The organism is Burkholderia metallica, from assembly GCF_902832845.1.
Classification (GTDB): Bacteria; Pseudomonadota; Gammaproteobacteria; order Burkholderiales; family Burkholderiaceae; genus Burkholderia; species Burkholderia metallica.
In genome coordinates, this window is sequence record NZ_CADFDB010000002.1 from 128,675 (window position 1) to 148,977 (window position 20,303).

A 20,303-nucleotide genomic window follows, 5' to 3' on the forward strand; every position below is an offset into this window, starting at 1 on the left:
TGCGAACGTGGAACGACCGGAGCGATATTGTGCGACGAATGCGAGGCATCGATGCCCAGTCCGGTATGTGCCGTCCCGCGCGTGCCGCGTGCCGCCTGAACGACAACGGATAGCGACCTGCGTTCGACGCTCGACGCGTGGCGAGCGCGACGTTACCCACGCAGGACATTCAAAGTGACCGAAACCATCGGATGCCTCATCTTCGGAGCCCTGCTGATTTTCATGGGACTCATCGGGTCGTCGCTCAAGCGTCTGCCGTTGAGCGCGGCCATGGTGTATCTCGGGATCGGCTTTCTGATCGGACCGGCCGGCCTCGGCTTCCTGTCGCTGACATTGCCGGACGACGTCACGCACTTGCGCATCGCAGCCGAAATCGGTTTGCTGATCTCGCTGTTCGCGATCGGCCTTAGGCTGCGTGTTCCGCCCGCCGATCGCCGCTGGATGCTGCCGCTGCGGCTTGGCGTCGTCGCGATGATCTTCACCGTCGCGTCGATCGCCGCGCTCGGCATGCTGGTGCTGCATTTGAGTCTCGGCGTCGCGGTACTGCTGGGCGCGATGATCGCGCCGACGGATCCCGTGCTCGCTCATGACGTCGGCGTGCGCGACGCGGGTGACGTCGAACTGGTGCGTTTTTCGTTGTCCGGCGAAGGCGGGATCAACGACGGCACCGCCTACCCTTGCGCGGTGATCGGCCTGCTTGCGTGCGGGTCTGGCACGATGTCGGAGCTTCACTGGAGCATGCTCGGCGGCATTGCATGGGGTATCACCTCCGGCGTGGGCGCCGGCTGGCTGCTCGGCTTCGCCACCGCCCGGCTCGTCGCATTCCTGCGCAGCCGCCACGGACAGGCGCTCGGCCTCGAAGGGTTCTTCGCGCTGGGCCTGATCATGCTGTCGTACGGCGTGACGCTCGCCATTCATGGCTACGGGTTCCTGGCCGTGTTCGCCGCGGGCGTCGCGATGCGGCGTGTCGAGCATCGAACGAGCGGCCGGAAGACGTCGAAGGAGACGGTCGGCATCGTGGACAGCGAGGATGTCGAGGCCACCGCCACCGATCCCGACAAAGCCCATGCCTTCGTCGCGGAGTCGGTCATGGGATTCACGATCGAGCTCGAACACATCGCCGAAGCCGTGCTGATCCTGCTGATCGGTGCGCTCGTCTCCCGCTATTGGGTTGACATGCTCACCTGGGCCGGCGCGGCCGTGGTCGCGACCCTGCTGTTCGTCATCCGGCCGGCGGCCACCGGGCTCGCGCTGATAGGATCCCAGGCGTCGCGCCACCAGCGCCGGCTGATCAGCTGGTTCGGCATTCGCGGCGTGGGTTCCCTGTATTACCTGATGCTGGCCCTCGAGCAAGGGCCGCGTGCGCAACTGTTGCCGCTGGTTCCATGGGTACTGGCCATCATCGCCATGTCGATCGTGCTGCACGGCATTTCAGCCGCGCCGCTCATGCGTCGCTATGCGTGAGATCCAGCGCGGGCGCGGTGGCGCGATGCGTACGCGGGTCGAACGGTTCGGCGGGATGCCACACCCGACACTCGCGGTGTCGGGCGGCAGTCTTCCCATGAACCTGCAGCGTCGATAATGTCCCGCGTCACAGCCTGCCCAGCAGCATCAGGATGAGTAACGCGACCAATACCAAGCCCAGCAATCCGCTTGGACCATAGCCCCAGCCGTTGCTATAGCGCCAGGTCGGGATCACCCCGACCATCAGCAGCACGACAACGATCAGTAGAAGAAGTCCCAGTGACATGTCGTCTCTCCTCAATCAATCATCCGGCGGGTCATGGCGCAGTGCGTTCGCCCCGATGGCCATCGAATGCAATCGAACCGATGTGTCCGCCGATACGCTCCCGTGCGCTTCCATGTCGACGCGCGCACGCGCCGTTCGCTGCCTGTCGCGTCGAAATGGGCGGTGCCGTATCTCGAATGCCGGAGTAGCCGGGAAGTCAGTCGTCCTGCTCCTTCATGCAGAACACGTGCTCGATGCACCCGGTTCGGGACGTGCATCGACTCTTTCGCTATCAATGTAGGCGGACGCGCGAGTGGAGTCTGTCCGGCAACGTACCGGACGAGTGCGGATTATCGCGGACATCGGCGCAAATCATCGGCTTGCCGGTCCGAAGCGACGCCAGCCGCCACTGCACGGCATCGTACCGACTTCCGCTGTTCGCTCGTCCATTCTGGGTCGGCACGCGCGCATGCGCTGCCGATGCCGATACGCGTTCGGCGCCACAACGCGCCGACACATTGCCGATGGTCTCGCCGCGATCCGGTTCTAGCGGCCGGATCCATGCGAAGCGGCATTCACCGGAGAAGCTCATGAACGACCTGACTCGGAAAGCCCGCGGCACGCCGCAACAGCATCGGAAATATGCGCAAGATACCGCGACCGATGACGGAATGCCCATTGCCCCCGAAAAGCCGAGGCTGACGAACCCGAACGCGCGCGAGCAACCGCGCACTGCGGAGCAAAAGCGTTCCGACGCGAGCCCGCGTCCGGGAACGGCATGCCGATCGGCTCGATAGCGCATGCAGCCCGCTTCAGCCACCACGCGCTCAGGGTCGTGCGATGCGGCGGCCAACGCCCGTCAACGGGCGGCAGGGTGCCCTCGTTGCGCTCCGGAGCGTGAAGATGGCGCGGTCGGCCCGCGCCTATGTCCGGGGCAATACCGTCAGATTCCACGCATGGCTCGATAGCCTGGAGCGTCGCACGTTACCGGAACCCCCCCCGGTCCGGATTGGCGGCAACTGCCACGCAGGCAATCCGGGCCCCGTCGCGAACGCTCAGGGGCACGTCGACAGTCGATGATCGCGGGCGCCGCCCGCGAGGTTCGTCACCTGCATTTTCGCGAGAGGCTCGGTTCAGTGGTTCAGTGGAGATGTCCTCCGAACAGCCCGAGCAACCCGATGACGATGAGGTAGATCGCCACGATGTAATTCAACAGACGGGGCACCACCAGAATCAGAATGCCGGCGATCAGCGAAACCAGTGGGCCCGCGCTCGTGAGAATGTGCATACGCCCCTCCGCAAGAATGAAAACAACCAATGGAGACCAAGCCGCCCCGCGTCCGCCGCTCGTTACAGCGACTTGAGCCGGGTGATCTTCGTGCCTTCCAGCGTCACGCCGGCCATCAATCCGTTGTTCGTCAGTACGAATGCTTCGATCGGCGCGGTCGCGGTGCTGGTGTCGACATTGCCGTTCGCGCCGACTTTCAGTACTGCCACCGACGCGTCGCCGCCCACCGACCAGCCTTCGCTGTTACGGAAGCGACCAAGCGCATCCTCGGTCATGAACAGGAAAATGATGGCTTTCGATTGCGCACCGATCTGCAGGCCGATCGAGCCGGTCGTGGTGCTGTAGTAACCGACCGTGCTGCCGGCAACGCGCAGCGAGCCTTCGCCGTACTGGCCGCCGACGAAGAAGCCGGCCGCGATGACCGACGGGAATACCAGCACGCCGCGCGCCTTGCCGACGAGTTCACGCGAGCCTTTGGCGGTCGTGTAAAGGCGTGCGAGGGTCGAGTCGACGCCAGCATCGATGGTGTGGCGCTTGTCGGTCTGGTGACCACTGGCGTCGGATGTACCGGTCGTCGTGCATCCCGAGACCGCGAGGCCGATAGCCAGGATCGATCCCGGCGTACCCCATAGAAATGTTCGTCGCTGCATGATTCACCCCAGGTTGTTCGTGGATACCCCTGACGCTACACACAGGCGAATGCGAATGCGGTACGAAAGCGTACCAAGCCTGCAAAAACAGACAACCTTCTCAACCTGGCTTCGCGGCGATCGATGCAATCGCCGCCCGCATGCATACGCTGGCGCACCGGCGGCGATCCGCGTACGGCATCGTACCGACTTCCATCGCGATTGCGCTCAGTGTGTCTTCGGGCGCACCGGTTGTTCCGCGTAAAGCGCCCGATACGACGCTTCGATGGTTCCAGGTTTCGTACCGATCAAGCAGGCGACCCATGTCAAGGAGCAGTGTGATGAACAGGGATCAGGTGAGAGGCCGCATCGCGGAAGCGAAAGGCAGACTGAAGGAAATGGTCGGCAGGATCATGGGAAATCGATCGACCAGAATGCAGGGCACGGTCGAGCAGGTCGTCGGAAAGACACAAGCGTCATTCGGTGACGCGAAAGAGCAATTCAGGAAGCGGCCGTAGGGGGTTCGCGCGAACGGTTCCGTAGCGCCGCGCGATCGGGCAACGTGATGCGGATTCACTGGATGTTGACCGCGCGTGCAGGCAACATCCGGCGATACCCGCTTCCCGACTGACCGTCACGATGCCGCAATGCGTCGGGGGTGGTCGCCATGCGCAGCGGCAAGCGGCTTGTGCTGCTCGTTTCCCACGCCGGGAAAGAACGCGTCCCACGCGTCCCGGACACCTTTCGCCGCGGTCGCATCTGCGGTCGCATCCACTGCATCGCCCGACTTGGCCGGATCGGAGCGCAAGCCTCGCCAGCGCGTAAAGGTAAGCATCGGCTTTTCCGTCCATTCGCCATCGCCAAACTTCGCAAACGCCGTGTTGCCGCTCACCAGTCGCACTTCATACCATCCGCCGCGAACGGGCGCGTATTGGTCCAGCGCAAACCATCGTGTAGATTGGGTTTTCATCATTGCCTCATGGATCCATGAATCGTTGTGCAGGACAAAATCCGGTCTCGCCTGGTCGACGCATGCGCGCTAGTCCGCACACCGATTCAGCCACAGACGGCCTGCCGCCGTCATGTTGATCGAACCGCCGGTGCGCGACTCGTATGCAAGCCCGTGAGCCAATAGTTCAGCGGCTATGGCGCGTGGAATATCAGCCTGGGAATCCGGAATTCGATCAAGCGATTTGAGGGTCTCGACGACCTCGAGTGAAAGTGGGATGCACATGGCGGCCTCCTCGGTGTTGAGTTCATCGTGAACCGGAAGACGCGCGTCGGTCTGTACGGTATCGACTATTTGGAAGCAGATTCTTCCGCAACCGCACCGCAACCCGGTGATTGACCCGCATTGAAAATATGATTCGGCATCCGATATTGTTATTGCGAAACCATGGTCGAGCGCGCACACTGAAGATACCTGCCGGTTTGTTGCCAAGGCATCGGCGCCCTTGAATCCTTCGGCGCCAACCGTTGCTCTGTCAGGAGCAAATCATGACCATCCCCACGCTCGAATATCGCGGACATGAACTCCGCGTCTATTCACAAATGCTTTTCCCGCCGTTCGGCGATCCCCACGCTCCCGGCCCGAGGCGTTTTGCTTCAATCGTGCGCATCGACACGATTCCGGCTACCTCCGCAACGGCACCGCGTTACTCGACCATTTTCGAGCATGGCGCTCCGCAAACGGCGGCGCTCGCACTCGACCTAGCGATGCAATTCGGCAAGGACATCGTGGACGGCAAGATCGCCCCTGCGGCGATCTGATTCGTCCGCCGCATCCGGCCCGACGCGAGCACACCTCACTCAGGAGCAATCCATGAAATATCACTCAGGCACCTCAATCGATCGGCGCGATGACGCGACCCGGAAAAAGCAGCGGGATGATCTGGCCCGTGCCGACGTCGAACGCGCCGAAAAGCGCATTCGCCAGGATGCCGGCATCAATTCCAATGCAAGCAAGTGGCGTTATTCGCACCCAGACAATCGGGCGAGATGAGCGGCGCTTGCGCCGCACACTGTGGCATGCCGGTCCCGCATGGCGGGTCACCGGCGTGCCGGGATCACGCATACTGGCGCAGGCGCATCGAGAAATCGGCAATCGCCTTGATACCGCTCTGCTCCGCGCAACGGCACCAATCCTGCAACTGAACCAGCAATTGCTCGTGCGACGCGTGCGACCACGTCCATAGCTCGAGCAACGCCTCGTACATATCGACGTACACGCGCATTCGCCGATTGGCATTGGGGCTCGTCAGCGCCCGCAGATCGGGCTTGCCTCGATGGCCCCAGGCCTGGCGCAGCCAGCGTTTCATGGCGAGCGCGAACGCGCGCTTGTCGTCGCGGCTCATGTCCTTCATGCGGCGCAGTTCCCGCCGGCAGGCGGGTTCGAGCATGCGCGCATAGGCGGCCATCACCGCATGGCGGTTGCGGATAACCGCTTGCAGCGTTGCATCGTCGACCACTGCCTTGTTCGGAAGCAGGCGCGGCTTCGTTGCGAGTCGCCGAACGGTCGCCAGTCTCAACGCCGCCAGCAGGCGGATGTACAGCCAGCCGATGTCGAACTCGAACCATCGGTTCGACAGCCTCGCGGACGTCACGTATGCGTGGTGATTGTTATGCAGTTCTTCCCCGCCGATCAGGATGCCCAGCGGGAAAATGTTGGTGCTCGCATCGAGCGTCGCAAAATTCCGATAACCGCTGAAGTGGCCGCAACCGTTGACTACGCCGCCGGCCCAGAACGGAATCCACATCATCTGGATCGCCCACGCCGCCACGCCGGGGAGCCCGAACAGCCCGACGTCGATCACGGCGAGCAGCCCGACGCCGAGATTCGGATAGCGGGCATAGACGTGGCGTTCGAGCCAGTCGTCGGGCGTACCCGATCCAAACCGGCGCAGCGTCTCCTCGTTCCGCACTGCCTCCCGGTACAGTTCCGCGCCGCGAAGCAGCACGGTCGCGAGGCCACGGGTTCGCGGGCTATGCGGATCCTCCGGGGTCTCGCTTCTCGCGTGATGCTTGCGATGCACCGCGACCCACTGCAGGGTCAGCATGCCGGTCGTCAACCACAGCCAGAACCGGAAGAAGTGGCTGACGCACGGGCGCAGATCCAGCGCCCGATGCGCCTGACAGCGGTGCAGGTACACGGTCACGCTGATGATGGTGACATGCGTGAGCACGAACACGACCCCCGCAAGCTGCCACCAGGACAGCCTCAGCTCGCCGTTCAGGAGAAATGCCGACATACCGGTCGCACTCCGGGTCACGCATGTATCCGCGCGCGCTTCGCCGCGACGGCGAGTGCGCGTGCCGATTCCCTACCCGTCGGCCGGCCTATTTCCCGACCTGGTTGCCGACAACGCCGCCGACGGCCGCGCCGCCCACCGTGCCCAACGCACTGCCGCCCGTCAGGACCGCGCCGGCGACGCCACCGACACCCGCCCCGATCACGGTATCCGTTCCGCGGCGAGACATACCGCCGCAACCCGCCAGCACGACGATCGTCAATGTGACGATCGCCATCTCGACTGCCATGGAATGTAGCTTTCTCATGATCATCCCCTCGGGTTGCCGCCGCGCCGTCCGATCCGGCACGACGCACGGAAGCCCATGCGCTGACATCCCGATGAAATTCGGGACGTCGGTTCATGATGGGCGGTGAATCGCGCGCAGTCCGTCCGCTAACGTACCGGCCCGGATGCCGCCCCGTCGCCTCACAGAAGCACCGCTTGCGCCGCCCCCAGCGTCACGACCACGCTGTGACGCCGACCGTCGTCCACGAGTCGCACCATCGCTTCTCCGGCGGCGAGCCGCACGCCATCCACGACGAGGCGGGACACGCCGCCGCTGACGTCGTCCGGATTCTCGACGACGATGTCGTAGTGCGACGCCCCGTGGCGCAGCGTTGCCCTGAAGCCCGGCCAGGATCGCGGTATGCACGGTTGAATGGACAGCATGTCGCCATGCCTGCGCAGGCCGAGCAGGCCTTCGATGCCCGCACGATATAGCCAGCCCGCCGAGCCGGTGTACCAGGTCCATCCGCCACGGCCGACATGCGGCGCGACCGAATAGACGTCGGCCGCGACCACGTATGGTTCCACCCGATAACGATTCGCGCCGCTGCGCGTGCGGCTGCGATTGACCGGATTGAGCAGCGCGAACAGCTTCGCGGCGCGATCTCCGTCACCCATTTGCGCAAACGCAAGCACCGACCACGTGGCCGCATGCGTGTACTGGCCGCCGTTTTCCCGGATGCCCGGCGGATAACCCTTGATATAGCCGGGATCGACCGGCGATCGATCGAACGGCGGCGCAAACAGCAATGCCAAGCCATCGTCGCGGCGGATCAGCCGCGCTTCCAGCGCGTCCATTGCCTGCGCGGCGCGCGCCGGGTCCGCCGCGCCCGACAGCACGCTCCACGACTGCGCGATCGCGTCGATCGCACATTCGGCGTTGCCGGCCGAGCCGAGCGGTGTACCGTCGTCGAAGTAGCCACGCCGATACCAACCGCCATCCCACCCCGCATCGGCAAGCGCATCGCGCAACGCGCCGGCGCGCGTCAGCCAGCGCGCCGCCAGTTCGCCCGCGCCGCGCGCCGTGGCGAGCGGGGCGAACGCCGTGAGCGTCGCATGCAGGAACCACCCGAGCCAGACGCTTTCGCCCCGCCCGGCCTCGCCGACCCGGTTCATGCCGTCGTTCCAGTCGCCCGTGCCGATCAGCGGCAGGCCATGCTCGCCGACCTGCGCGAGACTCGACTCCAGCCCGCGCACGCAATGGTCGAACAGCGACGCGCTCGTTTCCGAGACGCGCGGGATGAAGAACGCGTCGTGCTCGTCGGCGGCCAGCGGTCGCCCGTCGATGAACGGGATCGACGCATCGAGAATCGCGCGGTCGCCGCTGACATCGACGTAGTGCGCAACCGCATGGGCGAGCCAGACGCGATCGTCGGAGATCCGCGTGCGTACGCCGCTGCCGCTTTCGGGCAGCCACCAGTGCTGCATGTCGCCCTCGGGAAACTGGCGCGCCGCCGCCCGCAACAGATGCTCGCGCGTCAGGGCCGGGCGGGCGACCGTGAGCGCCATGCCGTCCTGCAGCTGGTCGCGAAAACCGTACGCGCCGCTCGCCTGATAGAAGCCCGCACGCGCCCAGATCCGGCACGACAGCGTCTGGTACAGCAGCCAGCGATTCAGCATCAGATCCATCGCGCGATCGGGCGTTTCGACCTGAACGGCGCCGAGCGTCTCGTCCCAGAACGCCGTCACGGCGGCGAATATCGCGTCGAGATCCGCCTGACGGTAATGCGCGATCAACTGTCGCGCCGCTGCCGCATCGGCGCCTTCGCCGAGCAGCAAGACGATTTCGACGCTGCCGCCGGGTTCGAGATCGACCGTGGTCTGCAACGCGGCACACGGGTCGAGCCCGGCGCCGACGCGGCCCGACAACGGCGACGCGCCGGCGCTGCCCGGAAAACCGGCGGGATCGCTCAGGACGCCATTGCGGCCGATGAACTCGCGCCGGTCCGCGCTCCACGAGGTTTGCAGGCCGCATAAATCGGCGAACGCCACGCTGCCGCGATACACCTGACTCCAGTCGTTGCGGGCAAACAGCGCGCCGGTCGGCGGATCGATCTCGCTCGCGGTGTGGGGCGCCGCGACGCTGCGCGGCGCCCCCAGCGCCCACTCCGCATAGGTGGCGACGGACAGCCGGCGGCGCCGACTCGACAGGTTGCGCAACGTCAGCCGGGAAATCTTGACAGGATCGGCCAGCGGCACGAACTGCAGCAACTCGACGGCGACGTCGGCGGCGGAATGCGCAAACCGGCTGTAGCCCTGGCCATGACTCGCCACGAAAGCGCTCGCGCTCGGCGCGTCGTCGCCGATCGAACCCGCCTGCGGTCCCCAGCGCACGCCCGTCTCGTCGTCGCGGATGTAGAACACTTCGCTCGGCGGATCGGTGACCGGGTCGTTCGACCACGGCGTCAGCGGATGCTCGCGGCTGTTCGTCACCCAGGTATAGCCGCCCCCCTCCACCGATGTCAGGAAGCCGCACGACGGATTCGCGACGACGTTGACCCACGGCATCGGCGTGCATTGACCGGGCTGCAGGATCACGACGTATTCGCGGCCGCCGCGCGCGAAACCGCCGATGCCGTTGAAGTATTCGAGACCGGCGCCGGCCTGTGCGCCCTTCGGTGACGGATTCGCAGGCGGCAGCAGCGGCGGGCTCGCGGCATCCGGGCGCGCGGGCAGCGGCGACGCCCCGAGGCGCCGCAATTGATCCACCAGCCGGCCGTTGCGCGCGGCAAGCACGGCCCGCGCAACCGCCGGAAACAGCGCGCGCGCCGCCACCGCCATCAGGTCCTCGCGCAGCACGAAAATACTGCCGCGTCCGGCTTCGCCCGGCGGCTGCCGGGGCCGCACCAGCCCCTCGAGCGCCGCCTGCAAATCCTGCACATACGACGCCGCGCGCTCGTTGATGATGACCAGATCGACCTCGAGCCGCTTCATCCGCCAGTACTCGTGCGCGCGAATCAACTGCCGCACCATGGCGACGTGCTCGATGTCGTCGATCCGGACCAGCAGTATCGGCAGATCCCCCGATACGCCATGCGTCCATAACGGCGACGCGCCCACGCCTCCCGCCGCCGATACCGCCGCCGCATGGCGCAGCAGCGCCGCGGAGCCCGGCCGCATCGACGCATCGCTGTAGAGCATGTATCCGGCCAGCTGCTGGAACAACGCGGCCTCGTCGAGGCTCACCGCGCTGTGCCGCAGCTGCACCTGCGCCTGGGTCCACGCGAGCATCGCCGCACGCGCGAACGATTCGCCGTCGCGATGCTTGTCGACCAGATCGAGCAACTGCGTGCGCGAATCCGCGACGATGGTCCAGTAGACGATGCTCGCCTTCGCGCCCGGCTCGATGCGCAGTTGCCGCCGCAACGTGAACGCCGCGTCCAGCACCGCGCCTTCGGAAGCGCTCAGCGCACGCCGTTCGGTCAGCGCAAGCGGCAAGCGAACGCTGCGTCCGCGTCCGATGACACGCAATCGATCGGTATCGAATTCTTCCGCGCCGACGGTTTCGCCGACAGTCACCGCCAGATGAGCGGCCCAAACCTCCGCCTCGTTCGGCGCGCGCTTGCGGCGCGTCGCCAGGATGGCGCCGGATGCCGGCATGTACTCGGTCTCGATGAACAGCTTCGAGAATGCAGGATGCGCGTGATCGGCGGCGGCCGGCGCGAGCACGATTTCCGCGTACGACGTGAATTCGATCACGCGCGGCCGGGTGCCCGTGTTGGCTACCGACACTCGACGCACCTCTGCGTCGTCCTCGGCGGATACCACCACCTCGAGCGACGTCGTCAAGGTGCCGTCGCGACGCACGAACTCGGCGCGATCCTCGGTGAACGTCACGTCGTAGCTGTCCGGTACCACGCCAGTGGGCTGCCATGTGGCCGACCAGACGTCACCGCTCTCGGCGTCTCGCAGATACAGATAGCTGCCCCAATCGTCGCGCGTCGCGTCCTCCCGCCAGCGCGTAACGGCCAGATCGTCGCGACGGCTGTAGCCGGACCCCGCGGCCGTGAGCATCACGGCATAGCGGCCGTTGGACAGCAGATGCGTGACGGGGGCGGGATCGTTCGCGGACAGCAGGCGCCGCGCCACGCCGGCATCGATCCCATGCATCCTGCCGGCGGGGCGCGTGTCGACCCGCGGCCGCCCTGCCGCGACCCGGCCCGGCACCCGCTCCTGCAACAGCAGCTCGGTGGCTCGAACGGCCGGTTCCGCATGGAAGAAGGTGCGAATGCGCCCGCCCAGCAACGCATTGGCGATCGCCACGATCGACATGCCCTGGTGATGCGCCATGAACGCCTGCACGATGGCAACCGGCACACCTTCCGGCACGCGTGCGGGCGTATAGTCGAGCGCTTCGTAGAAGCCGAAGCGCCCGCACGCGCCGGCCGTGCGCAGCCGTTCGAAGTTGCACGCGGCGGCATGCGGCGCGACCATCGCCGCCAGCGCGGTCGCATAGGGCGCGACCACCAGATTCTGGTCGAGATCGCGCTTGAGCCCCAGCTCCGGCACGCCGAAGCTCGAATACTGATAGGTCAGCTCGATGTCGCGCGTGTTGTACGCCGACTCGGACATGCCCCACGGCAGCCGCAGCCCGTCGCCGTAGGCGATCTGCCGACGTACCACCAGATGGTTGGTCCGCGCGAGCAGGCTGCTGTCCGGCGCGCGCATCACGAGCGACGGCATCAGGTATTCGAACATCGATCCCGACCACGAGACCAGCGCGGCGCCGTGCCCGATCGGCGTCGCCAGGCGGCCGAGCCGGAACCAGTGGCGCGCCGGGACATCCCCTTTCGCGATCGCGACGAAGCTCGCCAGGCGAGCCTCCGACGCCAGCAGGTCGTAGTTGCCCGGATCGCGCTGGCCGTCGGCCACGGCATAGCCGATCGAAAGCAGGTTCCGCACCGGGTCGAGCAGAAAGCCGAACTCCATCGCATAGGCCATCTGCAACGCGGAATCGGCCAGCACCTGAAGACGCTTGTTCAGCACGTCCGCTTCGTCCGGCGTGCGCGTCGCGTCACGACAATGCCCTTGCACCCCATGCTCCAGCGCCTGCGCCCAGAACAGCACGTCGTCGACGTCGCCGCCCCGCACCCGGCCGACCTCGTCCATCAGCGCGCGCGCGACGTCGGCGACTGTCGCAGCGAGGATCGTGATCGCGTTCCATTCCGTCGCGGCGCGGCCATCCGTCGCGGCGAGCGTGTCCTCCAGTTCGGTCGCGGCCCGCTCGAATTCACCGTGCAAGGCCGTCCGGACGTCGCCATTTCGGCACACGGCCTTGCGCAACAGCGCCAGCGTATCGCCGATCCCTTCATGCGCGGCCTGCCGTCCCACGCCAGCGGGCTGATTCGCCCACGCCCGGCAACCGTTGCCGAGCGCGATCAGGTGCCCGGCGAGATTGCCGCTGTCGACCGACGATACATACCGCGGCTCGAGAGGCCGCAGGTCGCGCGTGTCGTACCAGTTGTAGAAATGGCCCCGATAGCGCGACATCAGCCGCATCGTCGCGAGCGTCGCCTCCAGCCGCGACACCGCGTCCTGCGTGCCGAGCCAGCCGAACTCGCGGGCGCTGACGACGGACAACAGGTACAGCCCGATATTGGTGGGCGAAGTCCGGCGCGCACAAACGGGCTTCGGGTCCTCCTGGAAATTGTCCGGCGGCAGCATCTGATCGTCCGCCGTCACGAACGTCTCGAAATAACGCCAGGTCCGGCGCGCGTCGAGCCGCAGTTGACGCGCATCGTGCGGGGTCACCGCCAGTTCGCCCGCCGGCCGTGGTGCACGGCTCAGCCAATACGCGATCGCCGGCGCGGCGAGCCAGACGAGTGCGAACGGCACGGCCAGCCAGCCCGTATGACGATCGAAGCGCCAGCCCGCCGTCAGGCTGGCAGCCGCAGCAAGCAGCGCGAGCGTCACGCCGCCGCGCATTTGCAGATAGGTGGACGCGAGGGTCCGCCGGTCGCGCGCGCCCGCTGCGGCCGCTGTCGTCCATTCGAGCAGGTGGCGACGGCTGATCCCCAAGCGAAACAGCGTACGCGCGATCGCGTCGCCCATCGACCACGCCTGCTGCGGCAGCATGACGATCGACAGGCCGAACCGCGTCAACGCGAAGCGCAGCTCCATCGACCACGCATGGAGCACGCTGCGCGTCGTCATCCTGACATGCGTGCGCCGCCAGCGCGGCACCAGTCCGCTCAATACGGGCAACAGGAACGGCAGCGCGATCATCACCAGCACGAAGGCGCTCCAGCCCAGCGATACGGGGAGCGGCTGCATCCATCCGGCCAGTAGCGCGATCAGCATGGCGGGCGCCGTGAGCGTGCGGCGCAGGTTGTCCAGCATCTTCCAGCGGCCGACCGCCGTCAGCCGTTCATGGCCGGAAATCAACCAAGGCAGGAGCTGCCAGTCCCCGCGCGCCCACCGGTGCAGGCGTCCCGCCGCGACGTCGTAGCGGGACGGCGACGCTTCGACGACCTCGACATCCGACGCCAGCCCGGCCCGCGCGAAAATGCCTTCGAACAGATCGTGACTGAGCACCGTGTTCTCCGGCACGCGGCCGGCGAGCACCGCCTCGAACGCGTCGACGTCGTAGATGCCCTTGCCCGCATAGGAGCCTTCGTCGAACAGATCCTGGTAGACATCCGATACGGCCGACACGTAGGGATCGATGCCGTGCGCGCTCGACGACACGCGCTGGAACAGCGACCCCTCGTCACCGCTTGCGAGGGACGACGTGACGCGCGGCTGAAGCACGCCGTAGCCTTCGACGATGCGCCGGCTCGCCAAATCGAATACCGGCCGGTTGAGCGGGTGCGCCATCTTGCCGATCAGGCGGCGCACAGTATCGCGCAGCAACCGCGTATCGGCATCGAGCGTGATCACGTAGCGCACGTCAGGCGGCACGCGCGGCGGCCTGCCTGCCAGCGAGATGAATGTCGTGTCCGACGCCCCGCGCAGCAACCGGTTCAGCTCGTGCAGCTTGCCGCGCTTGCGCTCCCAGCCCATCCAGCACCGTTCGCCGTCGTTCCACACGCGCTTGCGGTGCAGCAGCAGAAAGCGCTCGCCCTCGCCCGGCGCCGCCGGATAAAGGCGATTCAACCGGTCGATACCCGCCACCGCGGATGCCAGCAGCCCGTCGTCGCTGTCCGCGTGCGGGGTGGGCGCGTCCACCCAGTCGGAGAGCAAGGCGAAGTAAAGCGCGCCGTCAGGGCTCGCCAGGTGATGAATTTCCAGTTGCTCGATCTGCTCGCCGAGCGCCGCTTCCGTCGTCAGCAGCACCGGCACGGCGACCATCGTGCGCAGGCCCGGCGGAATGCCGTCGAGCAAGGCGAGGCCGGGCAGGATCTTCGCACCGACATCGCGCATCACGCTGCGATTGACGAGCGCGACCGCGGTATCCAGCGCGGGTAGCAGGCCGGCGACGCCGAGCCAGATCAACCAGTGACCGGGTGGCTCGATGCGAGTGAGCCACGCCAGCATGGCCGTGAGCAGCAGTGCCGCAATCAGCCCGATACGGCCGAGATAGCCGCCGAGACCGGCGTGGCGCGTCAGGCGCCGTAACCACAACGCAACGGGCGGCCGATAGCCGATCTCCGCCTCGAACGCGGTGCGGCCGTCCGCCAGCAGGTAGTAACCGGGGTCTGTCTCGCGGGCCGGCACCGCGCCGGCGGCCGGCACGCGGCTCGCCCCTTGCGCCGCTGCATCGGCGACGACGCGGCGGGCAATCTCGAGTTCGCTGACGGGCGCGCCGCGGGCAAGCGCTTCCACCGCGTCGCGATACAGGTTGCGCGTGGGGAAATCCATCTCCGCGAAGCCCGGATGGCTGCGCAGCACCTGATCGACCAGGCTGATGCGCTCGAACAGATCGGTCCAGTCCACTTCCGAAATCAGCCGCATGCTGGTGATCACGTTGCGCACGGTCAGGCTGGCGGCGCCCTGCTGATGGTTGACGGAGGCGACGATCTGGTCCGGCGTCGCGCCGCGCGCCGCCAAGTGCCGATGCAGCCACGCCAGCGCCGGCGCGACGGCCGGATCGGGATCATGCAGCCGCTGAATCAGTTGCACCGCGAACGCATCGTGCAATACGGCCTGCTCATAACGGGCGACGAGCGGCTCCGTTTCCACCCGTGCCTGCCCGCGTTCGCCGAGCAGGCGATCCGCGAGCGCGTCGGCGTCGAGTCGCGCGTGCCGATCGTCGATGATCTGGTCCGCGAGCCGCCGCAGGTTTTCGATCAAGACGATCCGCAGCGTGATCGCCACTGCCCACAGTTCGCCGATCGTCAGCGGTTCCACCGCCTGATAGGCGAGCATGAAGCGGCACAGCATATCGGGATCGAAACGGCTGTCCGTATGGGCGACGAATGACCAGTTGATCTCGAATACGCGCGGATACCCGGCAAACGGCCCATTGCCGAGCTTGGGCAGTTGCCGGTAATAGCGCGGGGAAAGATCGTCGCGGATCTGCCGCACCTGCTCCGCGACGAGATAGTAGTTGTCGAGCAGCCACTCCGCTGCCGGCGTGATTTCCTCGCCGCGCGCATCTGCGGCCACCGTATTCCGGTACGCCTTCAGCAGATGATCCGCGTTGTCCTTCAGCCGCGTCGCCAGAGACGGGCCAGAGGGCGCCCCGGGAAGTACCTTCTGCGCACGCGCCAGACTGCCCGCATGCTGCGCAAGCCGTTCATCGCCGAAGAACTCCTCGCGAATCGGCCGTGCATTGCTCCATGGCGATGTCCGGCGTCGCGAAACACGCGCAACGTGAATCTTCAACGCACCTTCTCCCAATGACCGCACCACCCGTCCGGCGTCATACGCTGTGCGTCGCACCATCAACCCGCTTCCGACAGCGATTTCGCGACGGGTTCGAAACGCACGTCGCGATGCTGCGCGGATCGATCGGCGGCGTTCGCGCACGCCATCGACACGAACGCATCGCGAGTCATGCGCAGCGCGCTCGCCGTCATGTCGATGTCGCGCACGCTGCGCTTCGGCAGGCACAGCGCGATCCGCACGGAACTCGAGGTCACGCCGGTCAGGTCGATATCGAAGAACCGCCAGATTCCGTTACCCAGGTCGACATCCGACGCCTGCAATATCGCCATGTCCGTGGTCGGCGGCGGCACGAGACGCGCGGAGCGGTCATAGCAGGCCATGACCTGTCGCGCCGCAGCCGCCTGCAACTCGCCATACGAGTCACCTTCCACATCGATTTCCGGAAAATCCGGAAGCGCGCCGCGATAGCGGGGATTCCCGTGATGCGTGATATAGACCGGATATTTCATGAACCGCTCCCGACAGAAAATGACGACGAACGTCATCATGCGTTGCGGCGGCCTGACGAGTCGGTACGCTGAAGAACAGTCTGCGGGGCACGTTTCGTGGTGACCTGCCCGCCGTTCACACCCCGGATCGCCCGATGCCTCGCCACCCGGTCAGTCAGGCACAACGCGCTCGATCGAGGTACGGCACCGTACCGATCGGCACTGCAATGGCGCGCACACTCACATCAAGGGCCTCTGTCCCTGTTGCCAGAATGCCCAAGACAATCTGGATGCGGCGTGCTTCATCGCTCATCCGACAGGTCGTTGTCACCCAAACGGAGCCTCACCATGAATCCCATCACACTCGTTTTATCGGCTGCGTTCGTCCTCGCGGCATTCGCCGTCGGCGCGTGGGGCTACCTGTATCTCGCGGTCTCCCTTTTTATCGTCGCGGTCCTGATCGCGTTGTCCGTGCGGGTCGCCAACGTCTGGGAAAAGTTCGTGATCCTTCGGATTGGCAAGTTGCAAAGCGTCAAGGGTGCCGGTTTCTTCATGATCATTCCAATCCTGGACAACGTTGTCGCGATCATCGACGAACGTATTCAAACCACCGCCTTCAACGCCGAACAAGCGCTGACCAAAGACACCGTTCCTGTCAACGTCGACGCCGTGATTTTCTGGCACGTCCATGACGCGCAGAAAGCCGCGCTCGCCATCACCGACTACCGGCAAGCCATTGACCGCGTTGCGCAAACCTCACTGCGGGAAATGATCGGGGCATCGATGCTGGCTGCATTGTTGTCGGATCGCAAGGCGGCCGACATGCACTTGCGCGACGAGATTGGCAGAAAGACCGTGGAATGGGGCGTGACTGTCCGCTCGGTCGAGACCCGCGATGTCGCGATCCCGGTCGCGCTGCAGGATTCGATGTCGCGGCAGGCGCAAGCCGAGCGCGAAAAGCAGGCACGGGTGATCCTCGGCTCGGCGGAGGCCGAAATCGCCGCCAAGTTCGTCGAAGCGTCGCAGGTCTACGAAAATCATCCGGGTGCGCTTCAGTTGCGGGCGATGAACATCATCTACGAAACGACGAAGGAACGCGGCGCGACGATCCTGATTCCCAGCGCGATGGTGGACAGCCTGAATCCCGTGCTCGCGCTTGCGATTGCCGGGCATGACGCGGCGGGCGCCGCGCCCGTGCCTTCGCTCAAGACAGCGGCGTAATCGCTAGCTCGTATTCACTCCCCTGCGACGCCTTGCACAGATCGCCCGGACATTGCCAGAACGGGGTACACCTACAATTTGATGGCGAGTCTGTTGTGAATACTCCACCATGGGCAGGAGGCAGAAATCGCTTTACCACGTTACAACGCGGGGATGGTCGCGGCGAAGGTCAGTCCGACACTCATTCCAGATCGGCCGTCGATCCTGATATAGCATCGATTGCTGAACCTGCGTGAACGTGTCATGGCAAGAAGGTAGTGGCCGCGCTCATATCGCAAAGGCTGATCTTCGAATTGCACCTGGTTCGTCACCGAGACGGTGCCGCCGACGCGCCACGCGACTGCTGCTACGAAGTTCGCCTGGTTCGCGTCGGCAACTGACCCGACATGCGCCGCGATGACAGTGCATCACCTTGCGGGAGACTCGCGCGCCCTTTTCCGGGCTTTCATTTCCTATTAACGGTTGGTTTGACGGTATGCCTCGAACCCGTCGGCATGGCACCCAGACAACAACCATTTGATTTTAAACCAATATTTAGTGGGGGCGGGTCGCAAACCCGCATGCAGTCTAGAGCGCTCTAACCGGAGAACTCCACGGAAATCAAGGTTACCCCTCACCGCATCCCACTCTTGCGTATCGGAGCCAGCGAGATCACGTTCCCATCGTCCAAGCGGGAAACGAAAAACGCATAGTTGCACCGAGGTACCAGTGCTCATCATCGCCCGGCAGCAGTTGCAGCTCCGGGCAATGAACCCGTCACCGCAAATCCGACGGTTTCAGCAAGACGCTCACCACGTGTGCACGCCAGACTTTGCACTTCGCAATTACGGGGATCCACGCGCCACGAGGCCGCAGGCGCGCTGAAGCACGAACGGCCACCGTGGAATCGACCATCGGCTCGCTGCTGGAACGATCCTCCATCCCGCGAAAAGCACGAACCTTGGCTCTCAGTAGCCGGACGTCAGGCGCGAGAAACATGTCGTACTTCGACGACGTCCGAATCCATCGGTCGATTTCCGCGACGCAATTGATGACGATCGGACGAACGTTCATCCGTGCCAGGTAGCGGTAATCCTCGGGAATCGCGTCGTCGGCGCGCAAGCGCGCGACAGACGCAAACAGCAGCAGCAACGTGGCAAGAAAAATCAGCAGGCCCTTCATGAGTCGAGACGAATGCAGTGAATGATCTTCGATGCCCCGGAACCATGCCCGCAAAAGGTCATCGGTGGTCCGAGGGGAAATAGCGTGCTGACAACGCTTCGTACAGCGGCGGCGCAAAGAATCGCGACACGCGGCTGGCGATCAGCGCCGTGGCCATCAGCGAGATGACCAGTGCGTGGCCGTTGATCATCTCGATCACGATCACGAACGCGGTGATCGGGCTCTGCGTGACCGCGGCCAGATAGCCGACCATCCCGAGCGCGATCAGCATTTGCAACTGCATGCCCGAGAACAGGATATGCAGCGTGTTGCCGATCCCTGCGCCGATCGCAAGCGACGGGGCAAACAAGCCGCCCGGCGCGCCGGGCAGGTACGAGCCGATCATCGAAACCATCTTGAACACCGGATACAGGACGCTCACGTCCGTGTGGCTCTCGAGCATGCCGCGGGCTTCCGCGTATCCGCTGCCGAACGTATGGCCGTGTGTCGCGACGCCGACGACCGCGACGACCAGCCCGCACGCCGCGCCGAACAGCACCGGCTGGCCGGCACGAAAATCCTGAAGCCGTTGCGGCATCCAGCGTCGCGTGTTGAGTAACAGCCAGCAGAAGATTCCGCCCATGACGCCCGCGATCACACCGATGAGGACGACCGCGAGCGCCAGCGACTCAGGCAGGTGCGCACCGACATCGATCGTGCCGAAATAAACGTAGTTGCCCTGAATGCCGAGCGATACGATACCGGCGAAGATGATCGCGGTGATCAGCACACCGCTCGTGCGTTGTTCGAAACTTCGCGTGAGTTCCTCGATGGCGAACACGACGCCCGCGAGCGGTGCATTGAACGCAGCGGAAAGGCCCGCTGCCGCGCCTGCGAGGGCCAGCCGGTGCTCGAGGACGCCCGGGCGAATCGCACGAAACCGCTGGGGATAGAACTTCCGCAGGTTGAACATGAGTGCGGCACCGACGTGAATCGTCGGACCTTCCCGGCCGATCGTGAATCCGCCGAGAATGGCCAGGAACGAGACAAGGATCTTCCCGACCAGGATCCTCAACTTGAGCAACCGCGCGCCGGTGTTGCCCGGGGCGTGCAGCATCGCAATCACCTGGGGAATGCCGCTCCCCTCCGCACCATCGAAGAATCTCCGCGTGAGCCAGACTGTCACCGCACCGATCAGCGGCGTGACGATCAGCGGCAGCCACGCATGTCGGGTGGCATAGCCCAGAAACACCGCGTAGCCGAAATCGATCAGCTTCGCGTAAAGCACCGCCACGAGGCCGACAGCCACCGCACCCAGCCAGAACACGCCATAGTGAAGCCACAGACGCCGCGCATGCAGCAGCGCGCGGCGATCGGCGAGCGCGGAAATGCGGATCATCGGTCTCCCCCCAACCACTCGTCAGTCTTGTTCATCGTCAAACGATGTCCGGATCGTTCAGGTTC

17 protein-coding genes are annotated in these 20,303 nt (G+C 65.3%); 7 read left to right on the forward strand and 10 right to left on the reverse strand.

Features of this window, described 5'->3' with window-relative positions; translation table 11 throughout:
- Positions 1-174: 174 nt before the first annotated feature.
- On the forward strand, positions 175-1,464 hold the full coding sequence (locus HWX08_RS07910) for a cation:proton antiporter (protein WP_012328530.1): 1,290 nt from the start codon (positions 175-177) through the stop codon (positions 1,462-1,464).
- 127 nt (positions 1,465-1,591) lie between these two features.
- On the opposite strand, the gene HWX08_RS07915 is transcribed toward HWX08_RS07910, so the two are convergent.
- On the reverse strand, positions 1,592-1,750 hold the full coding sequence (locus tag HWX08_RS07915; protein WP_105801283.1) for a DUF3309 family protein: 159 nt from the start codon (positions 1,748-1,750) through the stop codon (positions 1,592-1,594).
- Between the two features lie 569 nt (positions 1,751-2,319).
- On the opposite strand from HWX08_RS07915, the gene HWX08_RS07920 reads away from it, so the two are divergent.
- Together HWX08_RS07920 and HWX08_RS07925 are read left to right on the forward strand one after the other, a co-directional pair.
- On the forward strand, positions 2,320-2,526 hold the full coding sequence (locus HWX08_RS07920; protein WP_174919937.1) for a hypothetical protein: 207 nt from the start codon (positions 2,320-2,322) through the stop codon (positions 2,524-2,526).
- A 43-nt stretch (positions 2,527-2,569) separates the two neighbouring features.
- The gene (locus HWX08_RS07925) at positions 2,570-2,809 is read left to right on the forward strand and encodes a DUF2252 family protein (protein ID WP_174919940.1); all 240 of its coding nucleotides are present in this window, start codon (positions 2,570-2,572) and stop codon (positions 2,807-2,809) included.
- 61 nt (positions 2,810-2,870) lie between these two features.
- Here the strand turns inward: HWX08_RS07925 and HWX08_RS07930 are convergent, their stop codons facing one another.
- Positions 2,871-3,017 (reverse strand): DUF3096 domain-containing protein, encoded by a 147-nt coding sequence (locus HWX08_RS07930; RefSeq protein ID WP_006413561.1) that lies wholly within the window; start codon positions 3,015-3,017, stop codon positions 2,871-2,873.
- A 62-nt stretch (positions 3,018-3,079) separates the two neighbouring features.
- Positions 3,080-3,667: a BPSL1445 family SYLF domain-containing lipoprotein gene (locus HWX08_RS07935; protein WP_012328535.1), complete on the reverse strand. Its 588-nt coding sequence runs from the start codon at positions 3,665-3,667 to the stop codon at positions 3,080-3,082.
- 320 nt (positions 3,668-3,987) lie between these two features.
- On the opposite strand from HWX08_RS07935, the gene HWX08_RS07940 reads away from it, so the two are divergent.
- Positions 3,988-4,164, forward strand: a complete 177-nt coding sequence (locus HWX08_RS07940) for a CsbD family protein (RefSeq protein WP_012328536.1) — start codon at positions 3,988-3,990, stop codon at positions 4,162-4,164.
- Between the two features lie 116 nt (positions 4,165-4,280).
- Here HWX08_RS07940 and HWX08_RS07945 read toward each other — a convergent pair whose 3' ends face one another.
- Positions 4,281-4,616, reverse strand: coding sequence for a hypothetical protein (locus tag HWX08_RS07945; RefSeq protein ID WP_174920033.1), 336 nt, complete (start codon positions 4,614-4,616; stop codon positions 4,281-4,283).
- A 527-nt stretch (positions 4,617-5,143) separates the two neighbouring features.
- Between HWX08_RS07945 and HWX08_RS07950 the strand changes: the two genes are divergently transcribed.
- Complete coding sequence (locus tag HWX08_RS07950) at positions 5,144-5,416, forward strand: hypothetical protein (protein ID WP_089448656.1); 273 nt, start codon at positions 5,144-5,146, stop codon at positions 5,414-5,416.
- Between the two features lie 52 nt (positions 5,417-5,468).
- Entirely contained in the window at positions 5,469-5,648 is a 180-nt protein-coding gene (locus HWX08_RS07955; RefSeq protein ID WP_174919942.1) for a hypothetical protein, read from the forward strand.
- Positions 5,649-5,712: 64 nt separating this feature from the next.
- Here HWX08_RS07955 and HWX08_RS07960 read toward each other — a convergent pair whose 3' ends face one another.
- The 4 genes from HWX08_RS07960 to HWX08_RS07975 all read right to left on the reverse strand — a co-directional run bounded on the left by HWX08_RS07960 (position 5,713) and on the right by HWX08_RS07975 (position 16,499).
- Positions 5,713-6,894 carry a DesA family fatty acid desaturase gene (locus HWX08_RS07960; protein WP_012328539.1) on the reverse strand — a complete coding sequence of 394 codons (1,182 nt, stop codon included), beginning with the start codon at positions 6,892-6,894 and terminating at the stop codon, positions 5,713-5,715.
- An 88-nt stretch (positions 6,895-6,982) separates the two neighbouring features.
- Positions 6,983-7,201: a glycine zipper 2TM domain-containing protein gene (locus HWX08_RS07965; RefSeq protein WP_050780501.1), complete on the reverse strand. Its 219-nt coding sequence runs from the start codon at positions 7,199-7,201 to the stop codon at positions 6,983-6,985.
- Between the two features lie 161 nt (positions 7,202-7,362).
- Positions 7,363-15,987, reverse strand: coding sequence for a glycoside hydrolase family 94 protein (locus HWX08_RS07970; RefSeq protein WP_174919944.1), 8,625 nt, complete (start codon positions 15,985-15,987; stop codon positions 7,363-7,365).
- A 59-nt stretch (positions 15,988-16,046) separates the two neighbouring features.
- The gene (locus HWX08_RS07975; RefSeq protein WP_174919946.1) at positions 16,047-16,499 is read right to left on the reverse strand and encodes a type II toxin-antitoxin system HicB family antitoxin; all 453 of its coding nucleotides are present in this window, start codon (positions 16,497-16,499) and stop codon (positions 16,047-16,049) included.
- A 327-nt stretch (positions 16,500-16,826) separates the two neighbouring features.
- On the opposite strand from HWX08_RS07975, the gene HWX08_RS07980 reads away from it, so the two are divergent.
- Complete coding sequence (locus tag HWX08_RS07980) at positions 16,827-17,699, forward strand: slipin family protein (protein ID WP_089448659.1); 873 nt, start codon at positions 16,827-16,829, stop codon at positions 17,697-17,699.
- A 756-nt stretch (positions 17,700-18,455) separates the two neighbouring features.
- Here the strand turns inward: HWX08_RS07980 and HWX08_RS07985 are convergent.
- Positions 18,456-18,860: a BspC domain-containing protein gene (locus HWX08_RS07985; protein WP_226262336.1), complete on the reverse strand. Its 405-nt coding sequence runs from the start codon at positions 18,858-18,860 to the stop codon at positions 18,456-18,458.
- Between the two features lie 58 nt (positions 18,861-18,918).
- Positions 18,919-20,238, reverse strand: coding sequence for a chloride channel protein (locus HWX08_RS07990; RefSeq protein ID WP_174919948.1), 1,320 nt, complete (start codon positions 20,236-20,238; stop codon positions 18,919-18,921).
- Positions 20,239-20,303: the final 65 nt, after the last annotated feature.

Bases quoted from the DNA above. Each gene is read 5' to 3' on its own strand.
- HWX08_RS07920 (WP_174919937.1), top strand. From the start codon at position 2,320: ATGAACGACCTGACTCGGAAAGCCCGCGGCACGCCGCAACAGCATCGG.
- HWX08_RS07990 (WP_174919948.1), bottom strand. From the start codon at position 20,238: ATGATCCGCATTTCCGCGCTCGCCGATCGCCGCGCGCTGCTGCATGCG.
- HWX08_RS07985 (WP_226262336.1), bottom strand. From the start codon at position 18,860: ATGAAGGGCCTGCTGATTTTTCTTGCCACGTTGCTGCTGCTGTTTGCG.
- HWX08_RS07925 (WP_174919940.1), top strand. From the start codon at position 2,570: ATGCGGCGGCCAACGCCCGTCAACGGGCGGCAGGGTGCCCTCGTTGCG.
- HWX08_RS07945 (WP_174920033.1), bottom strand. From the start codon at position 4,616: ATGAAAACCCAATCTACACGATGGTTTGCGCTGGACCAATACGCGCCC.
- HWX08_RS07950 (WP_089448656.1), top strand. From the start codon at position 5,144: ATGACCATCCCCACGCTCGAATATCGCGGACATGAACTCCGCGTCTAT.
- HWX08_RS07935 (WP_012328535.1), bottom strand. From the start codon at position 3,667: ATGCAGCGACGAACATTTCTATGGGGTACGCCGGGATCGATCCTGGCT.
- HWX08_RS07930 (WP_006413561.1), bottom strand. From the start codon at position 3,017: ATGCACATTCTCACGAGCGCGGGCCCACTGGTTTCGCTGATCGCCGGC.
- HWX08_RS07915 (WP_105801283.1), bottom strand. From the start codon at position 1,750: ATGTCACTGGGACTTCTTCTACTGATCGTTGTCGTGCTGCTGATGGTC.
- HWX08_RS07955 (WP_174919942.1), top strand. From the start codon at position 5,469: ATGAAATATCACTCAGGCACCTCAATCGATCGGCGCGATGACGCGACC.
- HWX08_RS07975 (WP_174919946.1), bottom strand. From the start codon at position 16,499: ATGAAATATCCGGTCTATATCACGCATCACGGGAATCCCCGCTATCGC.
- HWX08_RS07940 (WP_012328536.1), top strand. From the start codon at position 3,988: ATGAACAGGGATCAGGTGAGAGGCCGCATCGCGGAAGCGAAAGGCAGA.
- HWX08_RS07980 (WP_089448659.1), top strand. From the start codon at position 16,827: ATGAATCCCATCACACTCGTTTTATCGGCTGCGTTCGTCCTCGCGGCA.
- HWX08_RS07960 (WP_012328539.1), bottom strand. From the start codon at position 6,894: ATGTCGGCATTTCTCCTGAACGGCGAGCTGAGGCTGTCCTGGTGGCAG.
- HWX08_RS07965 (WP_050780501.1), bottom strand. From the start codon at position 7,201: ATGAGAAAGCTACATTCCATGGCAGTCGAGATGGCGATCGTCACATTG.